Source organism: Streptomyces sp. NPDC058683, assembly GCF_042716195.1.
Taxonomy (GTDB): domain Bacteria; phylum Actinomycetota; class Actinomycetes; order Streptomycetales; family Streptomycetaceae; genus Streptomyces.
In genome coordinates this window covers 35,814-61,655 of the sequence record NZ_JBHXSK010000054.1, presented here as the reverse complement: position 1 = coordinate 61,655, position 25,842 = coordinate 35,814, and the positions used below count along the sequence as shown (strand labels likewise).

The following is a 25,842-nucleotide window of genomic DNA, read 5'->3' as shown; positions in this document are numbered from 1 at the left end:
GTCAGACGGGGCCGCCCGTCCGTCAGCCCGGCTCCCCCCGCTCACCGAGCCGGGCGAGCTGACTCTGGAACCAGTCGAGGCGGGCCTGCAACAGGGCTGCCTCCGCGACCAGTTCGGGCACCCCGAAGCCCTCGCCGGGCACCGGCACCGGCTCGGCGGCGACCGCACCCGCAGCCCCGGCGGCCACCCGCAGCCCCGCTCCGGCCAGCCGGGCGAACCCGGCGAGCGAGACGGACGTACGCGCACGCGCACAGCCTCCGCAGGCGGCCGCCAGACCCCGCCAACCAGGCCTGCCCCAGCCCGCGTCGGCGAGCGCCACGGCCGGCCCACCGCAGGCGCACGGGCCGACGGTGGCCGTGCGGACCCGCTGCCGGGCGTAGCGGAAGCCGCGTTCGAAGCGGATGTAGGCGCCGAGCACGGAGACCTCCAGCAGCACGGCAGCCCGGTGCTCGGCGGTGCACAACAGGGCCTCGGCGGCCTCGCGTTCGTGCACGCAGTGGAAGCCGCAGTCGCACAGCCGCGCGGGCGGGCGGTGCCGCAGGCCGTAGACACAGGACGCGTCGTCCAGCACTCCGTACGGCAGCGCGCCGCCCAGCGACACGCCGGTGAACCCGGCCCGGGCGCCGTCCTGGGACAGCACCGGGTGGGCGATCTTGTAGCCGGTCGGCGGCTCCGTCGGGCGTTCCGCCGGGAGCCGCAGCCTCACCGGGCGGCCGGGGCCTCTTCGGGCACCGACACGGTCTGGGGCTCGTGACTCTCTTCGGGGATTTCGGGTTCTTCGTCGTGGACGGGCGGCCGCTCCTGAGCGACCCCGGTGGCCAGTGCCCTGCCGAGCTTCATGACGCCTCCCATGACCTGCCGTCGGTGACCGTCCGGCCCATAGTGGCCCATGAGGGGCCGAGTTGGACATAGGGCCTCGGCATGCCCGAGAGAGCGATAACTTAGCGTTTCTAAGACGTACCTCGTACAAAAATTAAGTGGAGCTAAGCTGTCACGCTGCCGAGACTACCCCCATGACGAACCCACGCGACACCGCCCGCTCGCCCCGCTCACCCCACCCCTTCGGCCGCACCCTCTGCGCGATGGTCACGCCGTTCACCGGGGCGGGGACGCTCGACCTCGACGGCGCCCGGCGGCTGGCCGCGTGGCTGGTGGCGGAGGGCTGTGACGGTCTGGTGCTGAACGGCACCACCGGCGAGTCGCCGACCACCACGGACGCGGAGAAGGCGGAGCTGATCACGGCCGTCCGGGAGGCGGTGGGCGAGCGCGTGCCCATCGTGGCGGGCGTGGGCACCGCGGACACCCTGCACACCGTCGAACTCACGCTCGCGGCCGAGAAGGCGGGCGCGGACGGCGTCCTGGTGGTGTCGCCGTACTACAGCAGGCCGCCGCAGGACGCGCTGGAGGCGCACTTCCTGGAAGTGGCGGAGGCGAGCGGGCTGCCGGTGATGCTGTACGACATCCCGGGCCGCACCGGCACCCGCATCGAACCGGAGACACTGATCCGGCTCGCCGCGCACCCCCGGATCGTGGCGGTCAAGGACTGCTCGTACGACTTCCTCGGCACCCAGAAGGTGCTGGCGCGCACGGAACTGGCCTACTACACAGGCTGCGACGAGCACATCCTCGCCCTGTACGCGGTGGGCGCGGCGGGCTGTGTGAGCACGGTGGCCAATGTCGTCCCGTCCCACATCACGGCGATCCTGGACGCGTTCGACGCCGGGGACACCGCTCGCGCCGCCGAACTGCAGCTGCGGGCCACGCCGTTGATCGAGGCGATGACGGCCGCGGGCCTGCCGGGCACGGTCACGTCGAAGGCGCTGCTCACCACGCTGGGCCTGCCGGCGGGACCGGTACGGGCACCGCTGCGGCCCGCCGGCCGGGAGGCGGCCGACGGACTGCGGGCGGTGTACGGGGAGCTCGCGGCCGGCTGATCAGCGGCGGGCGAAGACGGGCTGCCATGCCTTCAGCTCGTCGTACAGCTCCTTCTCGACACCGCTCAGCGGCACGATCTTGTCGCTGCCGATCGTCACCAGCACGAGCCGCCCCCGGTACGGCTCGTCCAGCCCGGTCACCCGCTCCCAGGCGATGAGCCGCCTGTCGTCGGCCCAGGCGAGCAGCTGGCCGCCGCGGACCTTGGTGATCTCCTTGCCGGTACGGGGATCGCGGATCGAGGAGTACGACTTGCCGGGGGCGACCTCCTTCGTCAGACCGAGCGCGGCGAGCCGGCCGTTCGGGGACAGCCGTGCGGCGACGTCCGCCCGCAGATACTTCTCGTCCGCCGGGGCGGCGATCCTGGTGCCGTCGAGGCCGTAGTACTGCTGCATCCCGTCCCGCTCGCCGATGACCTGCGCGTACACCTGGTCGCCGGTACGGCTGTAGGAGAAGTCCCCGCGCGAGAGGTCGTTGCGGTCGGATGCGACCCCGGTCCAGGTGCCCTTGCCGGAAGCCAGGTCGAAGTCGTAGAAGCCGGTCCGGCTCGACGCGGCGAACGTGGGTCCCCAGTCCCAACCGCCCTTGGCGTTCTGGACCTTGGCCCGCCGATCGGGGTTCTCGTCGTAGGTCGTCGCCAGGAGCCGGGTCCCGTCGTACGAGAACGCGAGCGCGCCGACCCCGTGTTCGACCGGGATCCACCGCTCGACCTTCCTCGTCGCGAGGTCGAGCAGGCCGATCCGGCGGACGGGCAGGGTCTGCTCCAGCACGGCGGCCGTCCGCAGGCCCGGCGCGACGGCGACGAAGGACCACCGGGAGTCCTTCACATACCTGCCGGTCCCCGGGTCGAGCAGCCGGTACGTGCGTACGCCGATGCCCCGGTCGTCCGTCTGCGGCACGGTCCGCCAGGTGTAGTACGCGGCGAGCGCCGCCTGCCCGGCCGCGATCAGGTCGCGCGGCGGTGACTGGTCCGGGTGCCCGGTGATCCCGTCCCGCTGCACGACCCCGGACGGACGCACATCGCGCTTCCCGGAGTCCAGCAGCGGCACCGCCACCGCGACCGCGACCACGGCGGCCGTCGCGGCGGCCACGAAGGCGAGCCTGCGGGTACGGCGGCGCCGGCGGACGGCCAGCACCCGGTCGGCGAAGCCCGGTCCCGCCGGCGACTGTTCGGCGGCCTGTTCGCGCAGGGTGTCCCGGACGAGTTCCTCGACGTTCACGGCCGCACCTCCACGGGCGAGTAGTCACGGGACGGCGGCTGTGCGCGGCCGTGGTCCGGGTCGAGGGCGGCCAGTTCGGGGGCGAGGGTGCGCAGCCGGGCCAGGGAGCGGTGGGTGGTGGACCGTACGGTGCCGACGGAGCAGCCGAGCAGCCGCGCCACGTCGGCCTCCGGGAGGTCCTCGAAGTAGCGCAGGACCAGCACGGTGCGCTGGCGGGCGGTGAGCCGGGACAGCGCCGTGCGCAGGACGAGGCGCAGTTCGGCGGCGGACGCGGTGTCGGGAGCCGGTGGGCTCTCCGGGGGTTCGGCGACGCTGAGTTCGCGCCGGCGCCACTTCAGACGCCAGCGGCCGATCTGCTGCCGGTAGAGGACCTGCCGTACATAGGCCTCGGGTTCGTCGATGCGGTGCCAGCGGCCCGCCGCCTTGATCAGGGCGTTCTGCAGCAGGTCCTCGGCCGCGTGCCGGTCGCCGCCGGCGAGCAGCACGGCGGTCCTCAGCAGCGCCGAGGACCGGCTGTCCACGAACTCCCGGAAGCTCTCGTCCAGTTCCGCATCCATCGTCACCTTCTCTTCCCCCGGGCCCACCTCGTGTCCGGGCCCTGTACCCGTGGTGACGCGTGCGGAGTGGCATCACTATGCCTGTCCGGCGCGAATATATTCACCCGCACTCCGTGCGCACGCTGCCGTACGTTGGCCCCGTGAGCCGCCCCCTGCTGTTCCTGGACGTCGACGGCCCCCTCAACCCGTACGCGGCGCAGCCCGAGCGGCGCCCCGAGGGCTATACGACGATCCGTGCGACCGTCCGCCCCGGGCGCCCCCTGCGGGTGTGGCTGAACCCGTCCCACGGCCCCGCGCTGCTCGCCCTCGGCTACGAGCTGTGCTGGGCGACCACCTGGATGGCCGAGGCGAACCACTGGATCGCCCCGGTCGTGGGCCTGCCCGCGCTGCCCTACGTCGACTTCGGCAAGGGCCTGCTGGCGGAGCGGCCGGACGGCGTGCACTGGAAGACGGAGGCGATCGTGGCGTACGCCGAGGGGCGGCCGTTCGCCTGGGTGGACGACGAACAGAGCCCGGCGGACACGCTGTACGTCCGCGCCCACCATCCCGGCCCGGCCCTGCTGCACCACGTCGATCCCCGGATCGGGCTGCGGGAGGGCGACTTCGCCGCGCTGGCGGAGTTCCGGGGATCCCTGCCACAGGACAGCTGAACGCCCTCCCGCCGCATGGGGGCAGGAGGGCGCTCTTCCCGATCGGAAACGGAACGGGCGGCCACCCTCCGGTGACCGCCCCGCACCGAGACTCCGTACCACCGCCGTCCCGTCAGGACGGCGGTGCTTCCCGGACCATGAGCGGGCCGATGATCGCGTCCAGCTCGGCGTCCGTGAGGGGGCCGCCGGTGCCCAGGCCCTCCCAGCGTTCCATTTCCCGGAGGCGTTCCACCGGGACGTGGTAGGCGCTGAAGAAGTGGACCATGAGCTGGAAGACCTTGAAGTCGTCCCCCATCTCCCGCATCACCGAGCGCGCGGCCTCGGAGGCCGGCCGGCCCTCCTCGCCGAGCCCGCGCAGGCCGGCCACGATCGCCGTTCGGTCGGTCACTTCCTGAACACCACCTTCGCCGCCGTGTACTCGCCGGGCGAGCCGACGGTCTCCTCGATGGTCACCTTGGTGAAACCGTACTTCGCGGCCATCTTTCCGGTGAACGTCAACCGGGCGGCGTCCCCGTCAGTTGTGGCTGTGCAGGATCTCGTTCAGGCCGCCCCAGACCGCGTTGTTCGGGCGGGCCTCGACGGCGCCGGTGACCGAGTTGCGGCGGAAGAGGATGTTGGAGGCGCCGCTCAGGTCGCGGGCCTTGACGATCTGGCCGTCGGGCATGGTGACCCGGGTGCCCGCGGTGACGTACAGGCCGGCCTCGACCACGCACTCGTCGCCGAGCGCGATGCCGACGCCCGCCTCGGCCCCGACCAGGCAGCGCTCACCGATGGCGATGATCACGTTGCCGCCGCCGGAGAGAGTGCCCATGGTGGAGGCACCGCCGCCGATGTCCGAGCCGTTGCCGACGACCACACCGGCCGAGATACGGCCCTCGACCATCGACGTGCCGAGCGTGCCGGCGTTGAAGTTGACGAAGCCCTCGTGCATGACGGTCGTGCCCTCGGAGAGGTGCGCGCCGAGGCGGACCCGGTCGGCGTCGGCGATGCGCACGCCCTTCGGGACGACGTAGTCCGTCATCCGCGGGAACTTGTCGATGGAGGTCACCTGGAGGTGCAGGCCCTCGGCGCGGGCGTTCAGGCGGACCTGCTCGATCTCGTCGACGGCGACCGGGCCGAGGGAGGTCCAGGCGACGTTGGCGAGGAAGCCGAACTGGCCGTCCAGGCTCAGGCCGTGCGGCTTGACCAGGCGGTACGAGAGCAGGTGCAGACGCAGGTAGACGTCGTGCGCGTCGATCGGCTTCTCGTCGATCGAGGCGATGACCGTGCGGACCGCGACGACCTCGACGTTGCGGCGGGGGTCCGGGCCGATCGCCTTGGCCGCACCCTCGCCGAGGAGTTCCACGGCCTGCTCGGCGGAGAGCGTCTCGGTACCGGCCGGGCCGGGCTCGGCGACCAGCGCGGGGGCGGGGAACCAGGTGTCGAGAACGGTGCCGTCGGCGGCGATGGTGGCGAGCCCGGCGGCCACGGCGCCGGTGGGACGAAAAGCAGTCGTGTCGGTCATGAGGGCAACCTAACCGGCCGGGGGCCAGGGAGGCGAACCAGCGTGCGGGGCGTCTCGGAGGGCGGGCCGCGAAGACGCGCCCGGGCGGCCCGCACTCCCCCGTGGTCCGGGCCGCCCGGGATCGGGGGGTGGTGTCAGGGGCGCTTGCCGGCCTTGTCCACCACCGCCGTCGTGAGCCGCTCGCCGACGGTGACGACCTTGCCGTTCACGATCACGCGCGAGCCCATGAGGTGGTAGGTCCGCGGGTCGATCAGAAACTGGTCGGCCCTCCTGACCTTGCTGTTGCCGTCCAGGTCGTAGTTCAGGGCGACGGAATTGCGGCCGGTGGGCGTGTCGATCAGGTTGCCCGCGATGCCGTACAGCCACGGGCGCGCGTTGGGGCGCGCGAGGTCGTAGCGGGAGCGGAGCCGGAAGGCGACGGGGAAGGTGTCCGCGATGGGGGTCCCCCCGCGCGAGCGCATTCGAGCGTGGGGGAGTCGGCGGCGGCGGTGTCGCCGAGCCTGCGCGCCGCGTACCGGTGGATGTCGGGCGCGTAGCGATCGTAGAGCCGGGCGAAGAGCTCCGGTTGTTCCAGTGACTGGGCGACGGTCTCCGCGTCGTCCCCCGCCTGTGCCGTGGCCGGCGGCGGTCCGCTCACGAGGGCTCCCCCTGGTTCGTCGGTGCGTGCGTGTCGCCCCCTGTTCCCCGATGGCCGCCGGAGGGTTCACGGTGCCCCGGCCGGCTCGGCGGGAAGGGGAGCGGCAGACGCGTTCCGCTCAGGGAATCACGCGCCCCAGCATCTCCCGCGCGTACCGCTCGTCGTACGGCGTCCCCGTCAGCAGCACCTGGAGGCAGATCCCGTCCATCAGCGCGACCAGTGCCCGCGCCGTGACCGGGTCGGTGCGCCGTGCCAGCCGTTCGGCGAGGTCGTCGGCCCACTCGGCGGCGACGGGGCGCAGGGCCGGGCGGCGCAGGGCGGCGAGGTAGAGCTCGTACTCCAGCTCCACGGCGGTCGGGTCCCCGTTCAGCCAGTCGCCGAGAATCCGGGCGAGGGCGGTGGCGAGGTCCGCCGAGGAGTCGTCCAGTCCGCCGCGCGAGGCGATCACCTTGGCGAAGCCCTCGTTGGCCTGCCGCAGCGCGGCGACCATCAGCTCGTCGAGGGTCGTGAAGTGGTACGTCGTCGAGCCGAGCGGTACGTCCGCCGCGGCGGCGACGGAGCGGTGGGAGAGCCCGGCGAGCCCCTTCTCCCCCACCACGCGGATCGCCGCCTCGATGATCCGCTGCCGGCGTTCAGGGTCGTAACGGCGTGGCATCAGTGCGCGCCTCCCAGGTTCAGGACCACCACTCCGCCGATGATGAGCACGATCCCGGCGACCTTGACCAGGCTCAGCCCCTCCCCGAACAGCAGCAGGCCGAGTACGGCGATGGCCGCGGTGCCGGCTCCGGACCAGATCGCGTACGCCGTGCCGATCGACACGGTCTTCAGCGTCGCGGCCAGGAGCAGGAACGACACCACATATCCCAGTGCCGTCACCAGCGAGGGCCAGAGTCTGCTGAAGCCCTCGCTGTACTTCATCGCCGTCGTCGCGGCGACCTCGGCGGCTATGGCGCCGGCGAGCGTCAGGTATCCCATGTGTACGAGTGTACGCAACGTTGTGTACGACCGTACACAACAGCCGTGGCACAGCGCACCCGCGGGAGGGTGCCGAGAGCCACGCGTGAACTCCCCTGCGCCCACAGGAAGATGTTCAATTCTCATAGAAACCGCTAGCTGAAACGGCTCCCCGCGGCCACGCCACTCCACTAGTGTGTGCACCTCTGTGATCCATCACCGCTTCACACTTCACCCACCTCTCCCTCACACCCCCGGCTGCCGCTGCCTTGGCGCCGCTGGAGGAAAAGCGCATGCCAGAAAACACCCCCCAACCTCCGCCGCACCCCTCGTGGGAGAACGGCTGGGTCCCCGACACCTCCCGGCCTCCCGGAACCCGAAGACTCTGGCTGGCCGGCACGCTGGCGATCGCCACGGTCGTCGCCTGCATCACCGCGATAGCCGTCAGCCGCACCACCCCTGACCAGGCGTCGGCGACGCCTCCCCCGCCGACCGACGCGACCCTCGACCACGGCCCCGGCCTGCTCTCCTTCGCCTCACCGACGCCGACGGGACCGGCCACCCCCGCGAAGGACAAGTCGGGCATGCTGACGACTTCGCCGGCCTCGTCCTCCTCCGCCACGGCGTCGGCCGCGGCACCGGGCACCACCCCGAAGTCCTCGCCGTCCAGCGCGAAGCCCACCAAGTCCTCGCCGTCCAAGGGAAGTTCGGGCGGCTCAGGTGGTTCGGGCGGCTCGGGCGACTCCCCGCAGCAGTCCCCCACCCACAAATCGGTCCGCTCGGTCAACTACCCGGACCGCTACTGGCATGTGAGCGACGGCTACGTGAAGCTCGACCCGGTCCGCGGCTCGGAGTCCCGCGAGGACTCCACGTTCACCGTCGTCAAGGGCCTTGCGAACAGCTCCTGTTACTCGTTCAGGACGTCCGACGGGAAGTACCTGCGCCACCGCAACTTCGTGCTGCGCGCCGACCGCAGCGACGGCTCGTCCCTCTTCCACCAGGACGCCACCTTCTGCGCCCGGACCTCGGCCTACTCCGGCGCGGTCATGCTGGAGTCGGTGAACTACCCCGGCCGCTTCCTGCGCCACCAGAGCTTCCAGCTGAAACTGGTCTCCTACCAGAGCAGCGACCTCTACCGCGCGGACTCGGCGTTCCGCCTGGTTGATCCCCTGGCCTGAGCACACGAAAAGCGGCGGCACCTGCCCGGTGCCGCCGCTTTTTCGCTACGCGGGTGTCAGACGTTGAACCCGAGCGCCCGCAGCTGCTCACGACCGTCGTCGGTGATCTTGTCGGGGCCCCACGGGGGCATCCAGACCCAGTTGATGCGCAGTTCGTTGACGAGACCGTCCGTGGCGGACTTGGCCTGGTCCTCGATGACGTCGGTCAGCGGGCAGGCCGCCGAGGTCAGGGTCATGTCGATCGTCGCGATGTTCGCGTCGTCGATGTGGATGCCATAGATCAGGCCGAGGTTGACGACGTCGATGCCCAGCTCGGGGTCGACGACGTCGTACAGCGCCTCACGGAGTTCTTCCTCCGAGGCCGGCTTCATCTCAACGGTCTCGCTCATGCCGTCTTCCTTTCGGCGTCGGCGCCACCCAGCGCCTGGGCCGTCGCGTCCTTCCACGCCATCCAGCTCAGGAGGGCGCACTTGACCCGGGCCGGGTACTTGGAGACACCGGCGAACGCGACCGCGTCCTCCAGCACCTCCTCCATCGCGTCGTCGGGTTCGAGCCTGCCCTTGGACTGCATCAGCTCCAGGAAGGTCTCCTGGATCTGCTGCGCGTCGGCCAGCTCCTTGCCGACCAGGAGGTCATTCAGTACGGAGGCGCTCGCCTGGCTGATCGAGCAGCCCTGGCCCTCGTACGAGACGTCCTCGATCGTCGTGCCGTCGTACTTCACTCGGAGGGTGATCTCGTCGCCGCACGTCGGGTTCACATGGTGTACCTCGGCATCGCCATCCCTGAGACCACGCCCGTGCGGGTGCTTGTAGTGGTCCAGGATGACTTCCTGGTACATCGAGTCCAGCTTCACGGTTTCAGCTCACGCCCTTCAGCCGAAGAAGTTCCGTACGTGCTCCAGGCCCTCGACCAGTGCGTCGATCTCGGCCGGCGTGGAGTACAGATAGAACGACGCTCGCGTGGTCGCAGGAATTCCGTACCGCAGGCAGACCGGACGGGCGCAGTGGTGGCCGACCCGGACCGCGATGCCCTGCTCGTCGAGGACCTGGCCCACGTCGTGCGGGTGGATGTCCCCGAGGGTGAAGGAGATCGCGGCGCCCCGGTCCTCGGCCGTGGTGGGGCCGATGATCTTCAGATCGGGGACCTCGGCGAGCCGCCGTACCGCGTACTCGGTCAGCGCGTGCTCATGGGCGAGGATCTTGTCCATGCCGATCGAGTTGAGGTAGTCGATCGCCGCGCCGAGACCGACCGCCTGGGCGATCGGGGGGGTGCCCGCCTCGAACTTGTGGGGCGCCGGGGCGTAGGTCGAGGAGTGCATCGACACGGTCTCGATCATCTCGCCGCCGCCCAGGAAGGGGGGCAGGTCCTCAAGGAGCTCCTGGCGGCCCCAGAGGACGCCGATGCCCGTCGGGCCGCACATCTTGTGGCCGGTGAAGGCGACGAAGTCGGCCTGGAGTGCCTGGACGTCCAGCGGCATGTGGGGAGCCGCCTGGGAGGCGTCGATGCAGACCAGCGCGCCGACCTCCTGGGCGCGGCGGACTATCGCCTCGACCGGGTTGACCGTGCCCAGGATGTTCGACACCAGCACGAAGGAGACGATCTTCGTCTTCTCGGTGATGATCTCGTTGATGTTGGACAGGTCGAGGCGGCCGTCGTCGGTGAGGCCGAACCACTTCAGCTTCGCGCCCGTGCGCTGCGCCAGCAGCTGCCACGGCACGATGTTGGAGTGGTGCTCCATCTCCGTGATGACGATCTCGGTCTCGTGGTCCACCCGGTAGGGCTCGTCGGCCCAGCCGAGCATGTTCGCCACGAGGTTCAGCGACTCGGAGGCGTTCTTGGTGAAGATCACCTCGTCGCGGCTGGGCGCGTTGATGAACTCGGCGACCTTGTCGCGCGCGCCCTCGTACAGCGCCGTGGCCTCCTCGGCGAGCACATGCACACCGCGGTGGACGTTGGCGTTGTAGCGCTCGTAGTACTCACTGAGTGCGTCCAGCACCTGGCGCGGCTTCTGCGAGGTCGCCGCGTTGTCCAGGTACACGAGCTTCCGGTCGTCGTGGACCAGCCGGTCCAGGATGGGGAAGTCCTTGCGGATCGCCTCGGTGTCGAGGAGGCCCGGCAGCTGCGTCACGCGGATACGCCACCCTTCGTGTAAGCCTCGTAGCCCTCGTTCTCCAGCTTGTCGGCGAGCTCGGCACCGCCGGACTCGACGATGCGTCCGGCGGAGAAGACGTGGACGAAGTCGGGCTTGATGTAGCGCAGAATGCGCGTGTAGTGCGTGATGAGCAGGGTGCCCACCTCGCCGGTCTCGCGGACGCGGTTGACGCCCTCGGAGACGACGCGCAGGGCGTCGACGTCCAGGCCGGAGTCGGTCTCGTCGAGGATCGCGATCTTCGGCTTGAGCAGTTCCAGCTGGAGGATCTCGTGGCGCTTCTTCTCACCGCCGGAGAAGCCCTCGTTGACGTTGCGCTCGGCGAAGGAGGGGTCCATGGCGAGGCGCTCCATGGTCTCCTTGACCTCCTTCACCCAGGTACGCAGCTTGGGGGCCTCGCCGCGGACGGCGGTGGCGGAGGTGCGCAGGAAGTTGGAGACCGAGACGCCGGGGACCTCGACCGGGTACTGCATCGCGAGGAACAGGCCGGCGCGGGCGCGCTCGTCGACGGACATCTCCAGGACGTCCTCGCCGTCGAGGGTGACGGTGCCGCCGGTGATCGTGTACTTCGGGTGACCCGCGAGCGAGTAGGCGAGGGTCGACTTGCCGGAGCCGTTGGGGCCCATGATGGCGTGCGTCTCGCCCTGCTTCACGGTGAGGTCGACGCCCTTGAGGATCTCCTTCGTGGCGTTGTCGGCCTCGACGGTGACGTGCAGGTCGTGGATTTCAAGCGTTGCCATGGGTTCCTCAGGACTCCTGGGTGAGGGAGACGAGCACGTCGTCCCCTTCGATCTTTACGGGGTAAACGGGGACGGGGCGGGTGGCCGGGAGGCCGGACGGCTTGCCGGTGCGCAGGTCGAAGCTGGAGCCGTGCAGCCAGCACTCGATCTGGCAGTCCTCCACCTCGCCCTCGGAGAGCGAGACGTTGGCGTGGGAGCAGATGTCGTAGATCGCGAACACCTCTCCCTCGGTGCGGACGACCGATACCGGCGTGCCGTCGAGCTCCACCCGTTTCGGGGTGTCGTCCTCCAGCTCGCTCAGGCCGCAAGCGCGTACGAAGGTGGTCATGCGACCGCGGCCTCCAGCTCCTCCTCGATCTTGGCGAGCAGCCGCTCCTCGATGTCGGCGACGCCGATCTGCTGGACCAGCTCGGCGAAGAAGCCGCGGACCACCAGTCGGCGGGCCTCGTGCTGCGGGATGCCGCGGGCCATCAGGTAGAAGAGCTGCTCGTCGTCGAAGCGGCCGGTGGCGGAGGCGTGGCCGGCGCCGACGATCTCGCCGGTCTCGATCTCCAGGTTCGGCACCGAGTCGACCCGCGCGCCGTCCGTGAGGACCAGGTTGCGGTTCATCTCGTAGGTGTCGGTGCCCTCGGCCTTGGCCTCGATGAGGACGTCGCCGATCCAGACCGCGTGGGCCTGCTCGCCCTGGAGCGCGCCCTTGTAGGCCACGTTCGACTTGCAGTGCGGGGTGTTGTGGTCCACGAGCAGACGGTGCTCCTGGTGCTGCCCGGCGTCCGTGAAGTACAGGCCGAACAGCTCGGCCTCGCCGCCGGTGCCGGCGTAGGAGACCCGCGGGTGCAGCCGGACGACGTCGCCGCCGAAGGTGACGACGACCGACTTGAAGGAGGCGTCGCGGCCGATCAGGGCGTTGTGCTGGGCGACGTGCACGGCCTTGTCGTCCCAGTCCTGGACGGAGACGACGGTGAGCTTGGCGCCGTCGCCCAGGACGTACTCGACGTTGGCGGCGGTGACCACGTCGCCGGTGTGGTCGATGACGACGACGGCCTCGGCGAAGGCGCCCAGCTCGATGACCTGGTGGCCGTAGGAGACCCCGCCCTGGCCGTGCACGGTGATCCGGATCGGCTCGGTGAGCACCGTGTCCTTGGGGACGGTGACCACGCCGGCCTGCTCGAAGGCGGAGTACGCCTGGGCGGCGACCCGGTCCACCGGGGTGCCGGCCCGGCCGAGCCGGGGGTCGTCGCGGCCGACCAGCTCGACGGTGACGCCCTCGGGGGCCTCCACCGCGACCTTCAGGCCGTCGCCGGTGGCGACCGCCGTGCCGTCGTGCAGCCCGCGCAGGCGCTCCAGCGGGGTGAACCGCCACTCCTCCTCGCGGCCGTGCGGGACCGGGAAGTCCGCGACGTCGAAGGACGGGGGCGCGCTCATGCGCGTGGCGACGGTCGACTCGGCGGCGACCGCGATCGAGCCGGCGGTGGTGGAGCCCACCGGTGTGTTCTGAGCCTCAGCCATGGCTGTCGTAGTGCTCGCTTTCCGTTCCGTAAGTGGCTTGCTGGGAGAGGCGGTGGGGTTAGCCGACCGCGCCTTCCATCTGCAGCTCGATCAGCCGGTTGAGCTCCAGCGCGTACTCCATCGGCAGTTCCTTGGCGATCGGCTCGACGAAGCCGCGCACGATCATCGCCATCGCCTCGAACTCGGTCAGACCGCGGCTCATCAGGTAGAAGAGCTGGTCCTCGGAGACCTTGGAGACGGTCGCCTCGTGGCCCATGGACACGTCGTCCTCGCGGACGTCGACGTACGGGTACGTGTCGGAACGGGAGATCGTGTCGACGAGCAGCGCGTCGCACAGCACGTTCGACTTGGAGCCGTGGGCGCCTTCACCGATCTCGACCAGGCCGCGGTAGGACGTACGGCCGCCGCCGCGCGCCACGGACTTGGACACGATGTTGGAAGACGTGTTCGGCGCCATGTGGACCATCTTGGAGCCGGCGTCCTGGTGCTGGCCCTCGCCCGCGAAGGCGATGGAGAGGGTCTCGCCCTTGGCGTGCTCGCCCATCAGGTAGACGGCCGGGTACTTCATCGTCACCTTGGAGCCGATGTTGCCGTCGATCCACTCCATGGTCGCGCCCTCGTAGGCGACGGCGCGCTTGGTGACCAGGTTGTAGACGTTGTTCGACCAGTTCTGGATGGTCGTGTAACGGCAGCGGGCGTTCTTCTTGACGATGATCTCGACCACGGCGCTGTGCAGCGAGTCCGACTTGTAGATCGGGGCCGTACAACCCTCGACGTAGTGCACGTACGCGCCCTCGTCGACGATGATCAGGGTCCGCTCGAACTGGCCCATGTTCTCCGTGTTGATACGGAAGTAGGCCTGGAGCGGGATCTCCACCTGCACGCCCTTGGGCACGTAGATGAACGAGCCGCCCGACCACACCGCGCTGTTCAGCGACGCGAACTTGTTGTCGCCGACCGGGATGACGGTGCCGAAGTACTCCTTGAAGAGCTCCGGGTGCTCCTTCAGCGCGGTGTCGGTGTCCAGGAAGATGACGCCCTGCTCCTCCAGGTCCTCGCGGATCTGGTGGTAGACGACCTCCGACTCGTACTGGGCGGCGACACCGGCGACCAGGCGCTGCTTCTCCGCCTCCGGGATGCCCAGCTTGTCGTAGGTGTTCTTGATGTCCTCGGGCAGGTCCTCCCAGGACTCCGCCTGCTTCTCCGTGGAGCGCACGAAGTACTTGATGTTGTCGAAGTCGATCCCCGACAGGTCGGAACCCCAGTTCGGCATCGGCTTCTTCTCGAAGAGGCGCAGGCCCTTGAGTCGGAGCTTGGTCATCCACTCGGGCTCGGACTTCTTCTCGGAGATGTCGCGGACGACGTCCTCGTTGATGCCGCGCTTGGCAGAGGCGCCGGCCGTGTCGGAGTCGGCCCAGCCGTATTCGTACTTGCCCAGACCCTCGAGTTCGGGGTGGGCAGTCTCCGTGGGGAGCGTCATGCGGGGTTCCTCCCGGCCGTGCTAGCAGATGCGTCAGTGGAAATCTTGGGGATGTACGTCGTGCAGACGCCGTCGCCGTGCGCGATGGTCGCCAGCCGCTGGACGTGCGTTCCGAGCAGCTCGGCGAAGATCTCCGTCTCCGCCTCGCACAGCTGCGGGAACTGCTCCGCGACGTGGGCGACCGGGCAGTGGTGCTGGCACAGCTGTTCGCCGACCGGTGCGCTGCGCGCCGTTGCAGCGTACCCGTCCCTGCTCAGGGCCTTGGCCAGCGCTTCCGTGCGGTCGTCGGGGCTCACGGCCTCGATCGCCTTGCGGTAGGCGCCCGCCTGGGCGGCGATCCGGGCCCGCGCGAAGGCGGCGACCGCCTCCTGACCGCCCCCCTGCTCGGCGATCCAGCGCAGCGCGTCGGCGGCGAGGCTGTCGTACGACTGGTCGAAGGCGTCTCGCCCGCAGTCGGTGAGGGCGAAGACCTTGGCGGGCCGGCCGCGGGTCCGCGCGCCGTACACCCGCTGCTCGCGCGCCTCCACGACGTCGTCGGCGACCAGGGCGTCCAGGTGCCGGCGTACGGCCGCCGGGGTCAGGCCCAGGCGTCCGGCCAGCTCGGTGACGGTCGACGGGCCGTGGTCCAGGATCGACCGCGCGACCCGGTTGCGCGTCGAACGCTCACCGGTCGCGAGTTCCTCCTGCGGGGTTCCCGTGGGGGTCTCCCGAGCCTCGCCGACGTTTTTCACAACGCCATTGTTGCGTAATTCCTCAGAACCAGGCAAGCGGCGGCCGGACCGCCGGACGGTGCCCTGCGTCACTTAGGCATACCTAATCTGACCTGCGCAAACGATCTTTGATCGATCATCCCGCACGCAATCCGCTGGCGGTCGGCGGCCCCGTCCGGAACACTCCCCAACCATGCCCACACCCCCTCCGACCGGCCCTCTTGTCACCCGGGACACCCTCGCGAAGCAGCTTCGGATGCTCGGTGTCAAGACCGGCGAAACCCTCCTCGCACACACCTCGCTCAGTTCCCTCGGCTGGGTCAACGGCGGAGCCGTGGCGGTCGTAGAAAGTCTTCTCGACGCGCTCGGCCCGGACGGCACCCTGGTGGTCCCCACCCAGACCGGCGACCTCTCGGACCCCTCGGTGTGGCGCGACCCGCCGGTACCGGAGGAGTGGTGGGCGGACATCCGGGCGACCATGCCGTCGTACGACCCCCGGATCACCCCTGCGCGCGGGGTCGGCGTGATCCCGGAGACCGTGCGGACCTGGCCGGGGGCGCTGCGCAGCGCCCACCCGCAGACCTCCTTCGCGGCCGTCGGTCCCCGCGCCGCCGAGATCGTCGACGGCCACGCCCCCGACTGCCGGCTCGGCGAGCGCAGCCCCCTGGCCCGCCTGGAGAAGCTGGACGCGCGCGTGCTCATGCTCGGCACCGGCTATGCCACCTGCACCGGCTTCCACCTCGCCGAATACCGCATACCGTCGCCCCGGGTCCCGGTCGGCCGGCCCGCCCCGGGCGGCGGCTGGGAGGTGGTGACCGAGGTGTCGATCACCTCCGACCGCTTCGACGAACTGGGCTACGACTTCGAACGCGACCGGCCCGTCGTCGTCCGCGGGACGGTCGGCGCGGCCGAGGCGCGGCTCTTCCCCGTGCGTGAGGCGGTGGCCTACGCCGAGCGATGGCTGGCCGTACATCGACCCCGTGAGGAGGAGATCTAGCACCCGGCCGTCCGGGTGACGGCAGCCGTACCTAGACTCTGTCTCCATGCGAAGTGAGCCCGTGGTCCAGGTGCGGGACCTGGTGAAGCGGTACGGCACGAAAACCGCCGTGGACGGCCTCGACCTGGTGGCCCGGCCGGGTGTGACCGCCGTACTCGGACCCAACGGCGCGGGCAAGACGACGACGATCGAGACCTGCGAGGGGTACCGCAGGCCGGACTCCGGCGCGGTGCGCGTCCTGGGCCTCGATCCCGTACGTGAGTCCGCCGAGCTGCGCCCCAGAGTGGGCGTGATGCTCCAGTCCGGCGGCGTCTACTCCGGAGCCCGCGCGGACGAGATGCTCCGGCACGTGGCGAAGCTGCACGCGGATCCGCTGGACGTGGACGCGCTGATCGAGCGGCTGGGCCTCGGCGGCTGCGGCCGTACGTCCTACCGGCGGCTCTCCGGCGGCCAGCAGCAGCGCCTCGCGCTCGCCATGGCCGTGGTCGGACGCCCGGAACTGGTCTTCCTCGACGAGCCGACCGCCGGGCTCGACCCACAGGCCCGCCGGGCCACCTGGGACCTGGTGCGGGACCTGCGCACCGACGGCGTTTCGGTCATTCTCACCACCCACTACATGGAAGAGGCCGAGCAGCTCGCCGACGACGTCGCCGTCATCGACGCCGGCCGGGTGATCGCCCAGGGCTCCCCCGAGGAGCTGTGCAAGGGCGGCGCCGAGAACACCCTGCGGTTCACCGGCCGCCCCGGCCTCGACGTCGGCTCGCTGCTCAAGGCGCTCCCGGCCGACTCGGCGGCCGCCGAGCTGACACCGGGTTCCTACCGGATCATGGGCAAGGTCAATCCCCAGCTGCTGGCGACGGTGACCTCGTGGTGCGCCCAGCACGGGGTGATGCCGGACCGCATCTCGGTCGAACGCCACACGCTGGAGGACGTCTTCCTGGAGCTGACCGGCAAGGAGCTGCGCTCATGACCACCGCGACGGGCACCTACACCCCGAAGCCGGGTGCCGCCCCGCTGCCCCGCATGATCGCGGCGCAGGCGGCCCTGGAGACGAGAATGCTGCTCCGCAACGGCGAGCAGCTCCTGCTGACGGTGGTGATCCCCACACTCCTCCTCGTGCTCTTCAGCTCGGTGGACATCGTCGACACGGGATCAGGCAAGGCGGTCGACTTCCTCGCCCCCGGCATCCTCGCCCTCGCCGTCATGTCCACGGCGTTCACCGGCCAGGCCATCGCGACCGGCTTCGAGCGCCGCTACGGCGTCCTGAAGCGCCTGGCCTCCTCGCCGCTGCCCCGCTGGGGCCTGATGGCCGCGAAGACCGCGTCGGTCCTGGTCACGGAGATCCTCCAGGTGATCCTCCTGACGGTGATCGCCCTGGCCCTCGGCTGGTCCCCGCACGGAAACCCGCTCGCCGTCCTGCTCCTGCTGGTCCTCGGCACGGCCGCGTTCTCCGGCCTCGGCCTGCTGATGGCGGGCACCCTCAAGGCGGAGGCGACACTGGCCGCCGCCAACCTGGTGTTCCTCCTGCTCCTCGTGGGCGGCGGGGTCATCGTCCCGCTGGACAGGTTCGGCGCGACCGGACAGGACATCCTGGGCCTGCTGCCCATCTCCGCCCTGTCGGACGGACTCCGGGCCGTACTCCAGCACGGCGCCGGCATGCCATGGAGCGACCTGGGGATCCTCGCGGTGTGGGCGGTGGCGGGTCTGGGGGCGGCAGGCCGGTTCTTCCGCTGGGAGTGAGCGTCCGAGGAAACCGAGGAGCGGGCATGACAGCACGGTCGGTGTCAGGTCCGCGAACCGCTCGGTGACCATCCCGACGTGGTCGGCACCCTGATCCGTCTCGGACGGTTGCACCGCGACACGGGGGCGACCGGCGAGTCGTACGACGTTCTCGAGCGGGCCCGCCGGATGGCCGTGGCCGCGATGGGCCCCGACCACCCGTACGTGGCCGACGCCGAAGCCGATCTCGCCGAGACACTGCACGCACAGGACGACCGGGACGGCGCGGTCGACCGGCTGCGGGCGGCCGTGCGGCGCTACGAGGCGGCGTACGGCACCGACCACGTGCTCACCGTGCGCGCCCGGACCCGGCTGCACCTGCTGGAGACGCCACGCTCCGACGGCTGACCGGCCCGAACGCGACAGCGGGCCCCCACGTGAATTCGTGCACAAGCGGCGCCCTACCATGGTGGGCGTGCCAAAGCTGACCCCCGCCGATGCCGTAGCGGCCGTGCGCAACCCGCTCGCCTTCATCGCCGACCGCTGGACCCCTGATCCCCGGACCGTCCGGCGCGCGGCCCTCGCCGCACTCGTCATGTCGGTGGTCATCGTGGTCACCGGCGGCGCGGTCCGGCTCACCGGCTCCGGCCTCGGCTGCCCGACCTGGCCCGAGTGCACCGACGGCTCGCTGACCCCGACGACCACGCTGAGCTACCACAGCGCCATCGAGTTCACGAACCGCATGCTGACCTATGTGCTGTGCGCGGCGGTCGGGTGGGCGATCATCGCCGCCCGGTCCCAGAAGCCGTACCGGCGTAGCCTGACCCGGCTGGGCTGGGCGCAGTTCTGGATCGTGATGAGCAACGCGGTTCTCGGCGGTGTCGTGGTCCTGGTCGGCCTCAACCCGTACACCGTCGCCGCCCACTTCCTGCTGGCGACGGCCCTCATCACGGTGGCCGCCCTCATGTGGCAGCGCACCCGCGAGGGCGACGGCGAGCCGCGCCCGCTGGTCGGCAAGGCCGTGCAGCAGCTGGTGTGGGCCCTGGTGGTCGTGTCGCTGCTGCTCATCGCGGTGGGCACGGTGGTGACCGGCGCCGGACCGCACCCGGGCGACTCCGGCGAGGTGGAGCGCATCGACGTCAGCTGGGAGGGCGTCGCCGAGCTGCACGCGGTCCTGGCCTGGATCGTGGTCTCGCTGACCTTCGCGCTCTGGTTCTTCCTGCGGGGCGTCAACGCCCCCCAGGGGCCGCGCGACCGCACCCGTGACCTCTTCCTGATCCTGCTCGGCCAGGGCGTGATCGGTTACGTCCAGTACTTCACGCATCTGCCCACGGTCCTGGTGGGCTTCCACATGTTCGGCTCCTGCCTGGTGTGGATCGGCGTGTTGCGCGTCCTGCTCTCCCTGCGGGAACGCGCCGAGGCAACAGCCGAGGTGCCCGCTCAGTCGTACGACGCCGTGAGCGCGTCGGTGGCCGGCCCCCAGTAGTCCCGGGCCGGCCGGGTCCTGCGCGCCGTTCACTCCCCCGGCGGGCGGCGCGGGGTCGTCGCGGCGACGGCTCCGGCCCGCGCGTACGACGCAGTCGCCGGGTTCCCGGTTCGGCAGCGGCGGTAACGGCAGCGGCGTCCCGGTCGGCATGCGCCCGGTCCCGGCGGCTCAGTCCAGGCCGTACACCCGCCTCGCGTTCCCCGCCGCGATCAGCTTGGCCACACGCTGTGCGTCGCCGAGCGACCAGGCGCCCTCGGCGACCCAGGTGCCGAGGACCCGGGCGAGGGACTCGCGGAAGAGCCGGGCGCCGACGACGTGCAGTTCGGGCAGGCCGTGGGCGCCGCTGGAGAAGAGGATCTTGCCGAAGGGGGCCAGTTCCAGGATCTCGGCGAGGATCGTCGCGGCCCTGGCCCCGGTGCGGATCAGGGCCGCGCCGGAGTCGGCGTAGACGTGCGGGAAGACGCCGGCCAGGTGGGCGGCGTGACGGTGGTAGGGGTAGCCGTGCAGCAGGACCAGGTCGGTGCCGAGGCCCGCGGTGGCCCGGACGAAGTCGGTCAGCAGGACCGGGTCGGTACGGTCGATCCGGGCGCCGGGCTCGCCGAGGCCCGCGTGCAGCTGGAGCGGGAGACCGGAGGCCACGGCGATCCACAGCAGGTGCCGCAGGAGAACCGGGTCGGTCAGCTCGCCGCCGACCCGGCGGGCCGCCAGCCAGCGGCCCGCGGCGCCTCGCACCTCACCGGGTCCGGGCGGTTCGGGGGCCAGCGCGAGGCCGTGCCGCAAGCCGGCGACGGAGGTGAAGGCGACCGCGTTCGCCGCCGCGCCGTGCACCGACTCGGCGAGGTTGGCGAGGAAGGACTCGACGGTCCCGGAGGTGTCGGCGACCTGCTCGGCCAGCAGCTCAAGCCGGACGATCTCCCTGGCCTGGGCGGCGCCGGTGGACGCCAGCTCCGCGGGGCCGGTGAGGTCGCCGGGGAGGCCGGTGTCGACGAGGTAGGTGGTGATGCCGCTGCCGCGCAGCAGGCGCCGCCCCGCCTCCAGGACGCCGAGTTCACGGCGCCGGGCGAGGTAGCGGGCGGGCGGGCAGTGGGGTTCCAGACCGAGGAGCGGGGGGCACCAGCGCCGTACCGCGAAACCGGTCTGGGTGTCGAAGAGGGTGGTGCCGGCGGCCGGGGGGCCTTCGGTGCGGGCGAGCTGGGTCTCGAAGGTGCCCAGGCCTAGCTCCGTACGCAGCACTCCGTGGCAGTACTGGTCCACCAGGGACGGTGTTTCGATCATCCGGGCTCCCCCGTGGACGGCTGCATACCGTCTTAACGGGTGAACGGGGATTGAGGTCGCGGTCGAGGGTGGGTGGTACCGGTTGTACGGCGGCTGCGGACCGCATAGCTGGTCGCGGCCACGCGGCTGAGCCGCATGTCGGATACCGCGCGGTGCCCCTGAAAACTGCTGTTCAGCCGCCGATTTGAATGCCGGCCATCCGCTTCCACTCGTAAGGCCCCGTCCGGACCTTCGCCGCGAACTCGCCGTCGAAGGACTCGTGGACGGTGATGCCCGCCTTCTCCACCGCCTGCCGGGCGATCTCGGTGCTCGGGGCCACCAGGTCGCCCCAGCCGCCGTCCTCGCCGACGAGGACGATGCGGGCGCCGCGTTCGCCGATGTGGGCCACCTGGCCCTCGGCGCCGCCGTGGGCCTTGGCGAAGGTGCCGATCTGCTTGGCGAGGCGCGCGACCTTGCGCTCGGCCTTCTGGTCAACCTGCTGCGTGTCTGCCATGAGCAGGATGCTACTCACGAGTAGATCGACTGGCGAGGGCAGGGCGGTGTGACGTGGGCCCGCACGGGTCGGTGCGGGGTCAGCGCAGGAAGGGGTCCACGGCCACCGCCACGAACAGCAGCGACACATAGGTGATGGACCAGTGGAACAGGCGCATCTCCTTGAGCTTCCCGCCCGCCACCTCGGCCTTCGCGCGGTTCTGGAGCGCGTGCGCCTCCCAGAGCCACCAGCCGCCCGCCACCAGGGCGACCAGTGTGTAGAACCAGCCGGTGTAGCCGAGGGGGGTGAGGAGCAGCGACACCGCGACCATCACCCAGCTGTAGATGACGATCTGCTTGGCGACCACCTTGTTGGAGGCGACCACCGGCAGCATCGGCACGCCCACGCGCGCGTAGTCGTCCTTCACCTTCATGGACAGCGGCCAGTAGTGCGGCGGTGTCCAGAAGAACATGACGAGGAAGAGGATGACCGGCGCCCACGACATGGAGTCCGTGACGGCCGACCAGCCGATCAACACCGGCAGACAGCCGGCGATGCCGCCCCACACGATGTTCTGCGAGGTACGCCGCTTGAGGATCATCGTGTAGACGACGACGTAGAAGAGGAGCGCTCCGAGTGACAGCCAGGCGCTCAGCCAGTTGACGGTGAAACCGAACAACAGCGTGGAGACGACCGCCAGGGTGATGCCGAAGGCGAGGCACTCGCGCGGACTGACCATGCCGGTCACCAGGGGCCGCTGCGAGGTGCGGTCCATCAGCGCGTCGATGTCCCGGTCGATGTACATGTTGAGCGCGTTGGCGCCGCCCGCGGAGAGGTACCCGCCGACGCAGGTGAGCAGGACCAGCGTCATATCGGGCACACCCTGCTGCGCCAGGAACATCACCGGAACGGTGGTGATGAGCAGCAGCTCGATGATCCGCGGCTTGGTCAGCGCCACGAAAGCTTTGACACGGGCCCCGAACGGCCGGTGACTCGGGCTCTCGCTCGCACCGAGTACCCCCGCTGGACGGGATTCGACGGCCGTCACGCACACCCCTGACAGAGACATCCCAGCAAGCCTCCCCGTGTGAAGTCCCGGTAAAGGCTCGCGCGTACCACGCCACTTTAGACGTTGCCCATACCCCGACCTTCGCGGGGGTGGGGTCGTGTTGGCAGGCGTCTCCGGAGAGCCGGGAGGGGGCTCGGTTGAGCAGTCAGATGAGCGGCTCCGTATTCATGTGCCGAACGCCTTCCGGGCCAGTCGGGAGGCGGATCCCCGCAAGGCCCGGCAGTCTGGAAACACTCGAAAAAACGCACGTCCTTACGGGGGTAGGCTCGACAGCGGCCGGTGGGCACCCAGTGCACCGGCAGCCGGTGTGGGCGTGTGCCCGTGGACCGGTAACCGAACATGTGGAGAGGAGCCCTGACCCAGGGTGAGCACCAAGCCGACCACCACAGACCTCGACTGGACCGAGTTGGACCAGCGGGCCGTCGACACCGCCCGCGTCCTGGCCGCCGACGCCGTACAGAAGGTCGGCAACGGCCATCCGGGTACGGCGATGAGCCTGGCGCCGGCCGCGTACACCCTCTTCCAGAAGGTGATGCGGCACGACCCGTCCGACCCCGACTGGGTGGGCCGCGACCGTTTCGTGCTGTCCGCCGGTCACTCGTCGCTGACCCTCTACACACAGCTCTACCTGGCCGGCTTCGGCCTGGAGCTGGAAGACCTGGAGTCCTTCCGGACCTGGGGCTCGAAGACCCCGGGCCACCCGGAGTACGGCCACACCAAGGGCGTCGAGACCACCACCGGACCCCTCGGCCAGGGTGTCGCCAACGCCGTCGGCATGGCCATGGCCTCCCGCTACGAGCGCGGCCTGTTCGACCCGGACGCGCCGCAGGGCGAGTCCCCCTTCGACCACTTCGTCTACTGCATCGCCGGTGACGGCTGCCTCCAGGAGGGCATCTCCGCCGAGGCGTCCTCGATGGCCGGCCACCAGAAGCTCGGCAACCTGGTCCTGCTGTGGGACGACAACCACATCTCGATCGAGGGCGACACCGAGACGGCCGTCTCCGAGGACACCGTCAAGCGGTTCGAGGCGTACGGCTGGCACGTCCAGCGCATCGCCCCGAAGCCGGACGGCGACCTGGACCCGCACGCCATCTACAACGCGATCGAGGCCGCGAAGAAGGTGACGGACAAGCCGTCCTTCATCGCGATGCGCTCGATCATCGCCTGGCCCGCCCCGGACGCGCAGAACACCGAGGCCGCCCACGGCTCGGCGCTCGGCGAGGACGAGGTCGCGGCCACCAAGCGCGTCCTCGGCTTCGACCCGGCCAAGCACTTCGACGTCGCCGAGGAGGTCATCGCCCACACCCGCGCGGCCGGTGAGCGCGGCGCGGCCGCGAAGGCCGAGTGGGAGAAGTCGTTCCAGCTGTGGCGTGACGGCAACGCCGAGCGCGCCGCCGAATTCGACCGCATCGCCGCCGGCGAGCTGCCCAAGGGCTGGGAGGAGAAGATCCCGGTCTTCGAGCCCGGCAAGGGCGTCGCCACCCGCGCGGCCTCCGGCAAGGTGCTCCAGGCACTCGGTGCCGTGATCCCCGAGCTGTGGGGCGGCTCCGCCGACCTGGCCGGGTCGAACAACACGACCATCGACAAGGACAGCTCGTTCCTGCCGGCGGACAACCCGCTGCCGGGTGCGAACCCCTACGGCCGCACCATCCACTTCGGTATCCGCGAGCACTCCATGGCCGCGGAGATGAACGGCATCACCCTGCACGGCAACACCCGTGTCTACGGCGGTACGTTCCTCGTCTTCTCCGACTACATGCGCAACTCCGTGCGGCTGTCGGCACTGATGCACCTGCCGGTGACGTACGTGTGGACCCACGACTCCGTCGGTCTCGGCGAGGACGGCCCGACGCACCAGCCGGTCGAGCACCTCGCCTCGCTGCGCGCCATCCCCGGTCTGAACGTGGTCCGCCCGGCCGACGCCAACGAGACCGCGATCGTCTGGCGCGAGATCCTCAGGCGCTACACCAAGGTCTTCGGCAAGGGCGCCCCGCACGGCCTCGCGCTGACCCGCCAGGGCGTGCCGGTCTACGAGTCCAACGAGGACACGGTCAAGGGCGGTTACGTCCTCTTCGAGGCGTCGAACGGCACCCCCGAGGTCATCCTCATCGCCACCGGCTCCGAGGTGCACGTCGCCGTCGAGGCGCGCGAGCAGCTGGAGGCCGACGGCGTGCCCACCCGGGTCGTCTCCATGCCCTGCGTGGAGTGGTTCGAGGAGCAGGACCAGGGGTACCGGGACAGCGTGCTGCCGCCGTCCGTCAGGGCGCGGGTGTCGGTCGAGGCGGGTATCGGCCTCACGTGGCACAAGTACGTCGGGGACGCCGGCCGCATCGTTTCCCTGGAGCACTTCGGTGCTTCCGCCGACGGCAAGGTGCTCTTCCGTGAATTCGGCTTCACTGCCGAGAACGTGGCCGCCAAGGCCCGGGAATCCATCGCCGCCGCCCAGCGCTGACGCTCATATACGACACGTAGGAGATGTAATTCCATGACAGACGCACTCAAGCGCCTCTCCGAGGAGGGCGTCGCGATCTGGCTGGACGACCTGTCGCGCAAGCGGATCACGTCCGGCAACCTCGCCGAGCTGATCGACCAGCAGCACGTCGTGGGCGTCACCACCAACCCGACGATCTTCCAGAAGGCGATCTCGTCCGGTGACGGCTACCAGCAGCAGGTCACGGACCTCGCCGCCCGCAAGGTCACCGTCGAAGAGGCCATCCGCATGATCACCACGGCGGACGTCCGCGACGCCGCCGACATCCTGCGCCCGGTGTACGACGCGACCGGCGGCCAGGACGGCCGGGTGTCGATCGAGGTCGACCCGCGCCTGGCGCACAACACCAAGGCGACCGTCGCCGAGGCCAAGCAGCTGGCCTGGCTGGTGGACCGCCCCAACACGCTCATCAAGATCCCGGCCACCAAGGCGGGTCTGCCGGCGATCACCGAGGTCATCGGCCTCGGCATCAGCGTCAACGTCACGCTGATCTTCTCGCTGGAGCGCTACCGCGAGGTCATGGACGCCTACCTCTCCGGCCTGGAGAAGGCCAAGGAGCGCGGCCTCGACCTGTCGCTCATCCGTTCGGTGGCGTCGTTCTTCGTGTCCCGTGTGGACACCGAGATCGACAAGCGCCTGAACGACCTGGGCACCGACGAGGCGAAGGCGCTGCGCGGCAAGTCCGCCGTCGCCAACGCCCGGCTCGCCTACCAGGCGTACGAGGAGGTCTTCTCGACCTCCCGCTGGGGCGCACTGGAGAGTGCGGGCGCCAACAAGCAGCGTCCGCTGTGGGCGTCGACCGGTGTGAAGGACCCGGCGTACAAGGACACCCTGTACGTCGACGACCTGGTCGCGCCGAACACCGTGAACACCATGCCGGAGGCCACCCTCCTCGCGGTCGAGGACCACGGCGGCATCACCGGCGACACGATCACCGGCACCTACGAGCAGGCCCGCGCCGACCTCGACGCCGTCGAGCGGCTGGGCATCTCGTACGACGACGTGGTCCAGGTTCTGGAGGACGAGGGCGTCGAGAAGTTCGAGGCCTCCTGGAACGACCTGCTCAAGTCGACCCAGGCGGAGCTGGAGCGCCTGGCCCCCTCGGAGGGCTAA

Annotated in this window: 29 protein-coding genes and 1 pseudogene; 10 read left to right on the top strand and 20 right to left on the bottom strand. The window is 70.4% G+C overall.

Annotated elements, in window-relative coordinates:
* Positions 1 to 22 precede the first annotated feature (22 nt).
* Both ACFWXC_RS42285 and ACFWXC_RS42280 read right to left on the bottom strand, forming a co-directional pair.
* Positions 23 to 706: a hypothetical protein gene (locus ACFWXC_RS42285; RefSeq protein WP_384487659.1), complete on the bottom strand. Its 684-nt coding sequence runs from the start codon at positions 704 to 706 to the stop codon at positions 23 to 25.
* The gene (locus ACFWXC_RS42280) at positions 703 to 840 is read right to left on the bottom strand and encodes a hypothetical protein (RefSeq protein WP_384487657.1); all 138 of its coding nucleotides are present in this window, start codon (positions 838 to 840) and stop codon (positions 703 to 705) included. The genes ACFWXC_RS42285 and ACFWXC_RS42280 overlap by 4 nt, the downstream gene beginning before the upstream one ends.
* Before the next feature lie 173 nt (positions 841 to 1,013).
* On the opposite strand from ACFWXC_RS42280, the gene dapA reads away from it, so the two are divergent.
* Positions 1,014 to 1,934: a 4-hydroxy-tetrahydrodipicolinate synthase gene (gene dapA, locus ACFWXC_RS42275; protein ID WP_384487655.1), complete on the top strand. Its 921-nt coding sequence runs from the start codon at positions 1,014 to 1,016 to the stop codon at positions 1,932 to 1,934.
* On the opposite strand, the gene ACFWXC_RS42270 is transcribed toward dapA, so the two are convergent.
* Complete coding sequence (locus tag ACFWXC_RS42270; protein WP_384487653.1) at positions 1,935 to 3,152, bottom strand: WD40 repeat domain-containing protein; 1,218 nt, start codon at positions 3,150 to 3,152, stop codon at positions 1,935 to 1,937. It abuts the gene before it with no gap.
* Positions 3,149 to 3,709, bottom strand: coding sequence for a SigE family RNA polymerase sigma factor (locus tag ACFWXC_RS42265; RefSeq protein ID WP_384487699.1), 561 nt, complete (start codon positions 3,707 to 3,709; stop codon positions 3,149 to 3,151). The genes ACFWXC_RS42270 and ACFWXC_RS42265 overlap by 4 nt, the downstream gene beginning before the upstream one ends.
* A 140-nt stretch (positions 3,710 to 3,849) precedes the next feature.
* On the opposite strand from ACFWXC_RS42265, the gene ACFWXC_RS42260 reads away from it, so the two are divergent.
* Positions 3,850 to 4,359, top strand: a complete 510-nt coding sequence (locus ACFWXC_RS42260) for a hypothetical protein (protein WP_384487651.1) — start codon at positions 3,850 to 3,852, stop codon at positions 4,357 to 4,359.
* Between the two features lie 112 nt (positions 4,360 to 4,471).
* Here ACFWXC_RS42260 and ACFWXC_RS42255 read toward each other — a convergent pair whose 3' ends face one another.
* From ACFWXC_RS42255 to ACFWXC_RS42235, 5 genes and pseudogenes are all read right to left on the bottom strand, one after another.
* Positions 4,472 to 4,747, bottom strand: a complete 276-nt coding sequence (locus tag ACFWXC_RS42255; RefSeq protein WP_384487649.1) for a hypothetical protein — start codon at positions 4,745 to 4,747, stop codon at positions 4,472 to 4,474.
* 126 nt (positions 4,748 to 4,873) lie between these two features.
* Complete coding sequence (dapD, locus tag ACFWXC_RS42250) at positions 4,874 to 5,863, bottom strand: 2,3,4,5-tetrahydropyridine-2,6-dicarboxylate N-succinyltransferase (RefSeq protein WP_384487647.1); 990 nt, start codon at positions 5,861 to 5,863, stop codon at positions 4,874 to 4,876.
* A gap of 335 nt (positions 5,864 to 6,198) precedes the next feature.
* Positions 6,199 to 6,500 (bottom strand): annotated as a pseudogene (locus ACFWXC_RS42245) (RNA polymerase sigma factor); the annotation flags it as partial.
* A 118-nt stretch (positions 6,501 to 6,618) separates the two neighbouring features.
* Positions 6,619 to 7,155, bottom strand: a complete 537-nt coding sequence (locus ACFWXC_RS42240) for a TetR/AcrR family transcriptional regulator (protein WP_384487645.1) — start codon at positions 7,153 to 7,155, stop codon at positions 6,619 to 6,621.
* Positions 7,155 to 7,475, bottom strand: coding sequence for a DMT family transporter (locus tag ACFWXC_RS42235; protein WP_384487643.1), 321 nt, complete (start codon positions 7,473 to 7,475; stop codon positions 7,155 to 7,157). Before ACFWXC_RS42235 ends, ACFWXC_RS42240 begins: the two co-directional genes overlap by 1 nt.
* Before the next feature lie 272 nt (positions 7,476 to 7,747).
* Between ACFWXC_RS42235 and ACFWXC_RS42230 the strand changes: the two genes are divergently transcribed.
* Positions 7,748 to 8,632: an AbfB domain-containing protein gene (locus ACFWXC_RS42230; protein ID WP_384487641.1), complete on the top strand. Its 885-nt coding sequence runs from the start codon at positions 7,748 to 7,750 to the stop codon at positions 8,630 to 8,632.
* Between the two features lie 56 nt (positions 8,633 to 8,688).
* Here the strand turns inward: ACFWXC_RS42230 and ACFWXC_RS42225 are convergent, their stop codons facing one another.
* Genes ACFWXC_RS42225 through ACFWXC_RS42190 form a run of 8 tightly spaced genes read right to left on the bottom strand, consistent with a single transcriptional unit; the run spans position 8,689 to position 15,241 of the window.
* Complete coding sequence (locus ACFWXC_RS42225) at positions 8,689 to 9,021, bottom strand: metal-sulfur cluster assembly factor (RefSeq protein WP_037743875.1); 333 nt, start codon at positions 9,019 to 9,021, stop codon at positions 8,689 to 8,691.
* Positions 9,018 to 9,485 carry a Fe-S cluster assembly sulfur transfer protein SufU gene (sufU, locus tag ACFWXC_RS42220; protein WP_384487639.1) on the bottom strand — a complete coding sequence of 156 codons (468 nt, stop codon included), beginning with the start codon at positions 9,483 to 9,485 and terminating at the stop codon, positions 9,018 to 9,020. Before sufU ends, ACFWXC_RS42225 begins: the two co-directional genes overlap by 4 nt.
* An 18-nt stretch (positions 9,486 to 9,503) precedes the next feature.
* On the bottom strand, positions 9,504 to 10,760 hold the full coding sequence (locus ACFWXC_RS42215; RefSeq protein WP_384487638.1) for a cysteine desulfurase: 1,257 nt from the start codon (positions 10,758 to 10,760) through the stop codon (positions 9,504 to 9,506).
* Entirely contained in the window at positions 10,757 to 11,521 is a 765-nt protein-coding gene (gene sufC, locus ACFWXC_RS42210) for a Fe-S cluster assembly ATPase SufC (RefSeq protein WP_384487636.1), read from the bottom strand. Before sufC ends, ACFWXC_RS42215 begins: the two co-directional genes overlap by 4 nt.
* Positions 11,522 to 11,528: 7 nt before the next feature.
* Entirely contained in the window at positions 11,529 to 11,849 is a 321-nt protein-coding gene (locus ACFWXC_RS42205) for a non-heme iron oxygenase ferredoxin subunit (protein WP_360481787.1), read from the bottom strand.
* A complete protein-coding gene (sufD, locus tag ACFWXC_RS42200) occupies positions 11,846 to 13,030 on the bottom strand; it encodes a Fe-S cluster assembly protein SufD (RefSeq protein WP_384487634.1) in 1,185 nt (394 codons plus the stop codon). Before sufD ends, ACFWXC_RS42205 begins: the two co-directional genes overlap by 4 nt.
* 58 nt (positions 13,031 to 13,088) lie before the next feature.
* Positions 13,089 to 14,510, bottom strand: coding sequence for a Fe-S cluster assembly protein SufB (gene sufB / locus ACFWXC_RS42195; RefSeq protein WP_384487632.1), 1,422 nt, complete (start codon positions 14,508 to 14,510; stop codon positions 13,089 to 13,091).
* Positions 14,507 to 15,241 (bottom strand): helix-turn-helix transcriptional regulator, encoded by a 735-nt coding sequence (locus ACFWXC_RS42190; RefSeq protein ID WP_384487630.1) that lies wholly within the window; start codon positions 15,239 to 15,241, stop codon positions 14,507 to 14,509. The genes sufB and ACFWXC_RS42190 overlap by 4 nt, the downstream gene beginning before the upstream one ends.
* A 172-nt stretch (positions 15,242 to 15,413) precedes the next feature.
* Here ACFWXC_RS42190 and ACFWXC_RS42185 point away from each other — a divergent pair, with 172 nt between their 5' ends.
* From ACFWXC_RS42185 to ACFWXC_RS42165, 5 genes are all read left to right on the top strand, one after another.
* Positions 15,414 to 16,217 (top strand): aminoglycoside N(3)-acetyltransferase, encoded by an 804-nt coding sequence (locus ACFWXC_RS42185; protein ID WP_384487628.1) that lies wholly within the window; start codon positions 15,414 to 15,416, stop codon positions 16,215 to 16,217.
* Positions 16,218 to 16,263: 46 nt separating this feature from the next.
* Entirely contained in the window at positions 16,264 to 17,187 is a 924-nt protein-coding gene (locus tag ACFWXC_RS42180; RefSeq protein ID WP_384487626.1) for an ABC transporter ATP-binding protein, read from the top strand.
* On the top strand, positions 17,184 to 17,957 hold the full coding sequence (locus ACFWXC_RS42175; RefSeq protein ID WP_384487624.1) for an ABC transporter permease: 774 nt from the start codon (positions 17,184 to 17,186) through the stop codon (positions 17,955 to 17,957). Before ACFWXC_RS42180 ends, ACFWXC_RS42175 begins: the two co-directional genes overlap by 4 nt.
* 78 nt (positions 17,958 to 18,035) lie before the next feature.
* On the top strand, positions 18,036 to 18,344 hold the full coding sequence (locus ACFWXC_RS42170; RefSeq protein ID WP_384487622.1) for a tetratricopeptide repeat protein: 309 nt from the start codon (positions 18,036 to 18,038) through the stop codon (positions 18,342 to 18,344).
* A gap of 58 nt (positions 18,345 to 18,402) precedes the next feature.
* Positions 18,403 to 19,422, top strand: coding sequence for a heme A synthase (locus tag ACFWXC_RS42165; protein WP_384487620.1), 1,020 nt, complete (start codon positions 18,403 to 18,405; stop codon positions 19,420 to 19,422).
* A gap of 168 nt (positions 19,423 to 19,590) precedes the next feature.
* Here ACFWXC_RS42165 and ACFWXC_RS42160 read toward each other — a convergent pair whose 3' ends face one another.
* The 3 genes from ACFWXC_RS42160 to ACFWXC_RS42150 form a co-directional block, all read right to left on the bottom strand.
* Complete coding sequence (locus ACFWXC_RS42160; RefSeq protein ID WP_384487618.1) at positions 19,591 to 20,697, bottom strand: amidohydrolase family protein; 1,107 nt, start codon at positions 20,695 to 20,697, stop codon at positions 19,591 to 19,593.
* 172 nt (positions 20,698 to 20,869) lie between these two features.
* Positions 20,870 to 21,190, bottom strand: a complete 321-nt coding sequence (locus ACFWXC_RS42155; RefSeq protein ID WP_384487616.1) for a hypothetical protein — start codon at positions 21,188 to 21,190, stop codon at positions 20,870 to 20,872.
* A 79-nt stretch (positions 21,191 to 21,269) separates the two neighbouring features.
* Complete coding sequence (locus tag ACFWXC_RS42150; RefSeq protein ID WP_384487697.1) at positions 21,270 to 22,223, bottom strand: heme o synthase; 954 nt, start codon at positions 22,221 to 22,223, stop codon at positions 21,270 to 21,272.
* 379 nt (positions 22,224 to 22,602) lie between these two features.
* Between ACFWXC_RS42150 and tkt the strand changes: the two genes are divergently transcribed.
* Entirely contained in the window at positions 22,603 to 24,690 is a 2,088-nt protein-coding gene (gene tkt / locus ACFWXC_RS42145; RefSeq protein ID WP_384487614.1) for a transketolase, read from the top strand.
* A gap of 33 nt (positions 24,691 to 24,723) precedes the next feature.
* On the top strand, positions 24,724 to 25,842 hold the full coding sequence (gene tal / locus ACFWXC_RS42140) for a transaldolase (protein WP_384487612.1): 1,119 nt from the start codon (positions 24,724 to 24,726) through the stop codon (positions 25,840 to 25,842).

What these genes read in the sequence shown, in the direction of transcription:
- ACFWXC_RS42280 (WP_384487657.1), bottom strand. Translation starts at nt 840, where the DNA reads ATGAAGCTCGGCAGGGCACTGGCCACCGGGGTCGCTCAGGAGCGGCCG.
- dapA (WP_384487655.1), top strand. Translation starts at nt 1,014, where the DNA reads ATGACGAACCCACGCGACACCGCCCGCTCGCCCCGCTCACCCCACCCC.
- ACFWXC_RS42265 (WP_384487699.1), bottom strand. Translation starts at nt 3,709, where the DNA reads ATGGATGCGGAACTGGACGAGAGCTTCCGGGAGTTCGTGGACAGCCGG.
- dapD (WP_384487647.1), bottom strand. Translation starts at nt 5,863, where the DNA reads ATGACCGACACGACTGCTTTTCGTCCCACCGGCGCCGTGGCCGCCGGG.
- ACFWXC_RS42240 (WP_384487645.1), bottom strand. Translation starts at nt 7,155, where the DNA reads ATGCCACGCCGTTACGACCCTGAACGCCGGCAGCGGATCATCGAGGCG.
- ACFWXC_RS42235 (WP_384487643.1), bottom strand. Translation starts at nt 7,475, where the DNA reads ATGGGATACCTGACGCTCGCCGGCGCCATAGCCGCCGAGGTCGCCGCG.
- ACFWXC_RS42230 (WP_384487641.1), top strand. Translation starts at nt 7,748, where the DNA reads ATGCCAGAAAACACCCCCCAACCTCCGCCGCACCCCTCGTGGGAGAAC.
- ACFWXC_RS42225 (WP_037743875.1), bottom strand. Translation starts at nt 9,021, where the DNA reads ATGAGCGAGACCGTTGAGATGAAGCCGGCCTCGGAGGAAGAACTCCGT.
- sufC (WP_384487636.1), bottom strand. Translation starts at nt 11,521, where the DNA reads ATGGCAACGCTTGAAATCCACGACCTGCACGTCACCGTCGAGGCCGAC.
- ACFWXC_RS42205 (WP_360481787.1), bottom strand. Translation starts at nt 11,849, where the DNA reads ATGACCACCTTCGTACGCGCTTGCGGCCTGAGCGAGCTGGAGGACGAC.
- sufD (WP_384487634.1), bottom strand. Translation starts at nt 13,030, where the DNA reads ATGGCTGAGGCTCAGAACACACCGGTGGGCTCCACCACCGCCGGCTCG.
- sufB (WP_384487632.1), bottom strand. Translation starts at nt 14,510, where the DNA reads ATGACGCTCCCCACGGAGACTGCCCACCCCGAACTCGAGGGTCTGGGC.
- ACFWXC_RS42185 (WP_384487628.1), top strand. Translation starts at nt 15,414, where the DNA reads ATGCCCACACCCCCTCCGACCGGCCCTCTTGTCACCCGGGACACCCTC.
- ACFWXC_RS42180 (WP_384487626.1), top strand. Translation starts at nt 16,264, where the DNA reads ATGCGAAGTGAGCCCGTGGTCCAGGTGCGGGACCTGGTGAAGCGGTAC.
- ACFWXC_RS42175 (WP_384487624.1), top strand. Translation starts at nt 17,184, where the DNA reads ATGACCACCGCGACGGGCACCTACACCCCGAAGCCGGGTGCCGCCCCG.
- ACFWXC_RS42165 (WP_384487620.1), top strand. Translation starts at nt 18,403, where the DNA reads ATGGTGGGCGTGCCAAAGCTGACCCCCGCCGATGCCGTAGCGGCCGTG.
- ACFWXC_RS42160 (WP_384487618.1), bottom strand. Translation starts at nt 20,697, where the DNA reads ATGATCGAAACACCGTCCCTGGTGGACCAGTACTGCCACGGAGTGCTG.
- ACFWXC_RS42155 (WP_384487616.1), bottom strand. Translation starts at nt 21,190, where the DNA reads ATGGCAGACACGCAGCAGGTTGACCAGAAGGCCGAGCGCAAGGTCGCG.
- tal (WP_384487612.1), top strand. Translation starts at nt 24,724, where the DNA reads ATGACAGACGCACTCAAGCGCCTCTCCGAGGAGGGCGTCGCGATCTGG.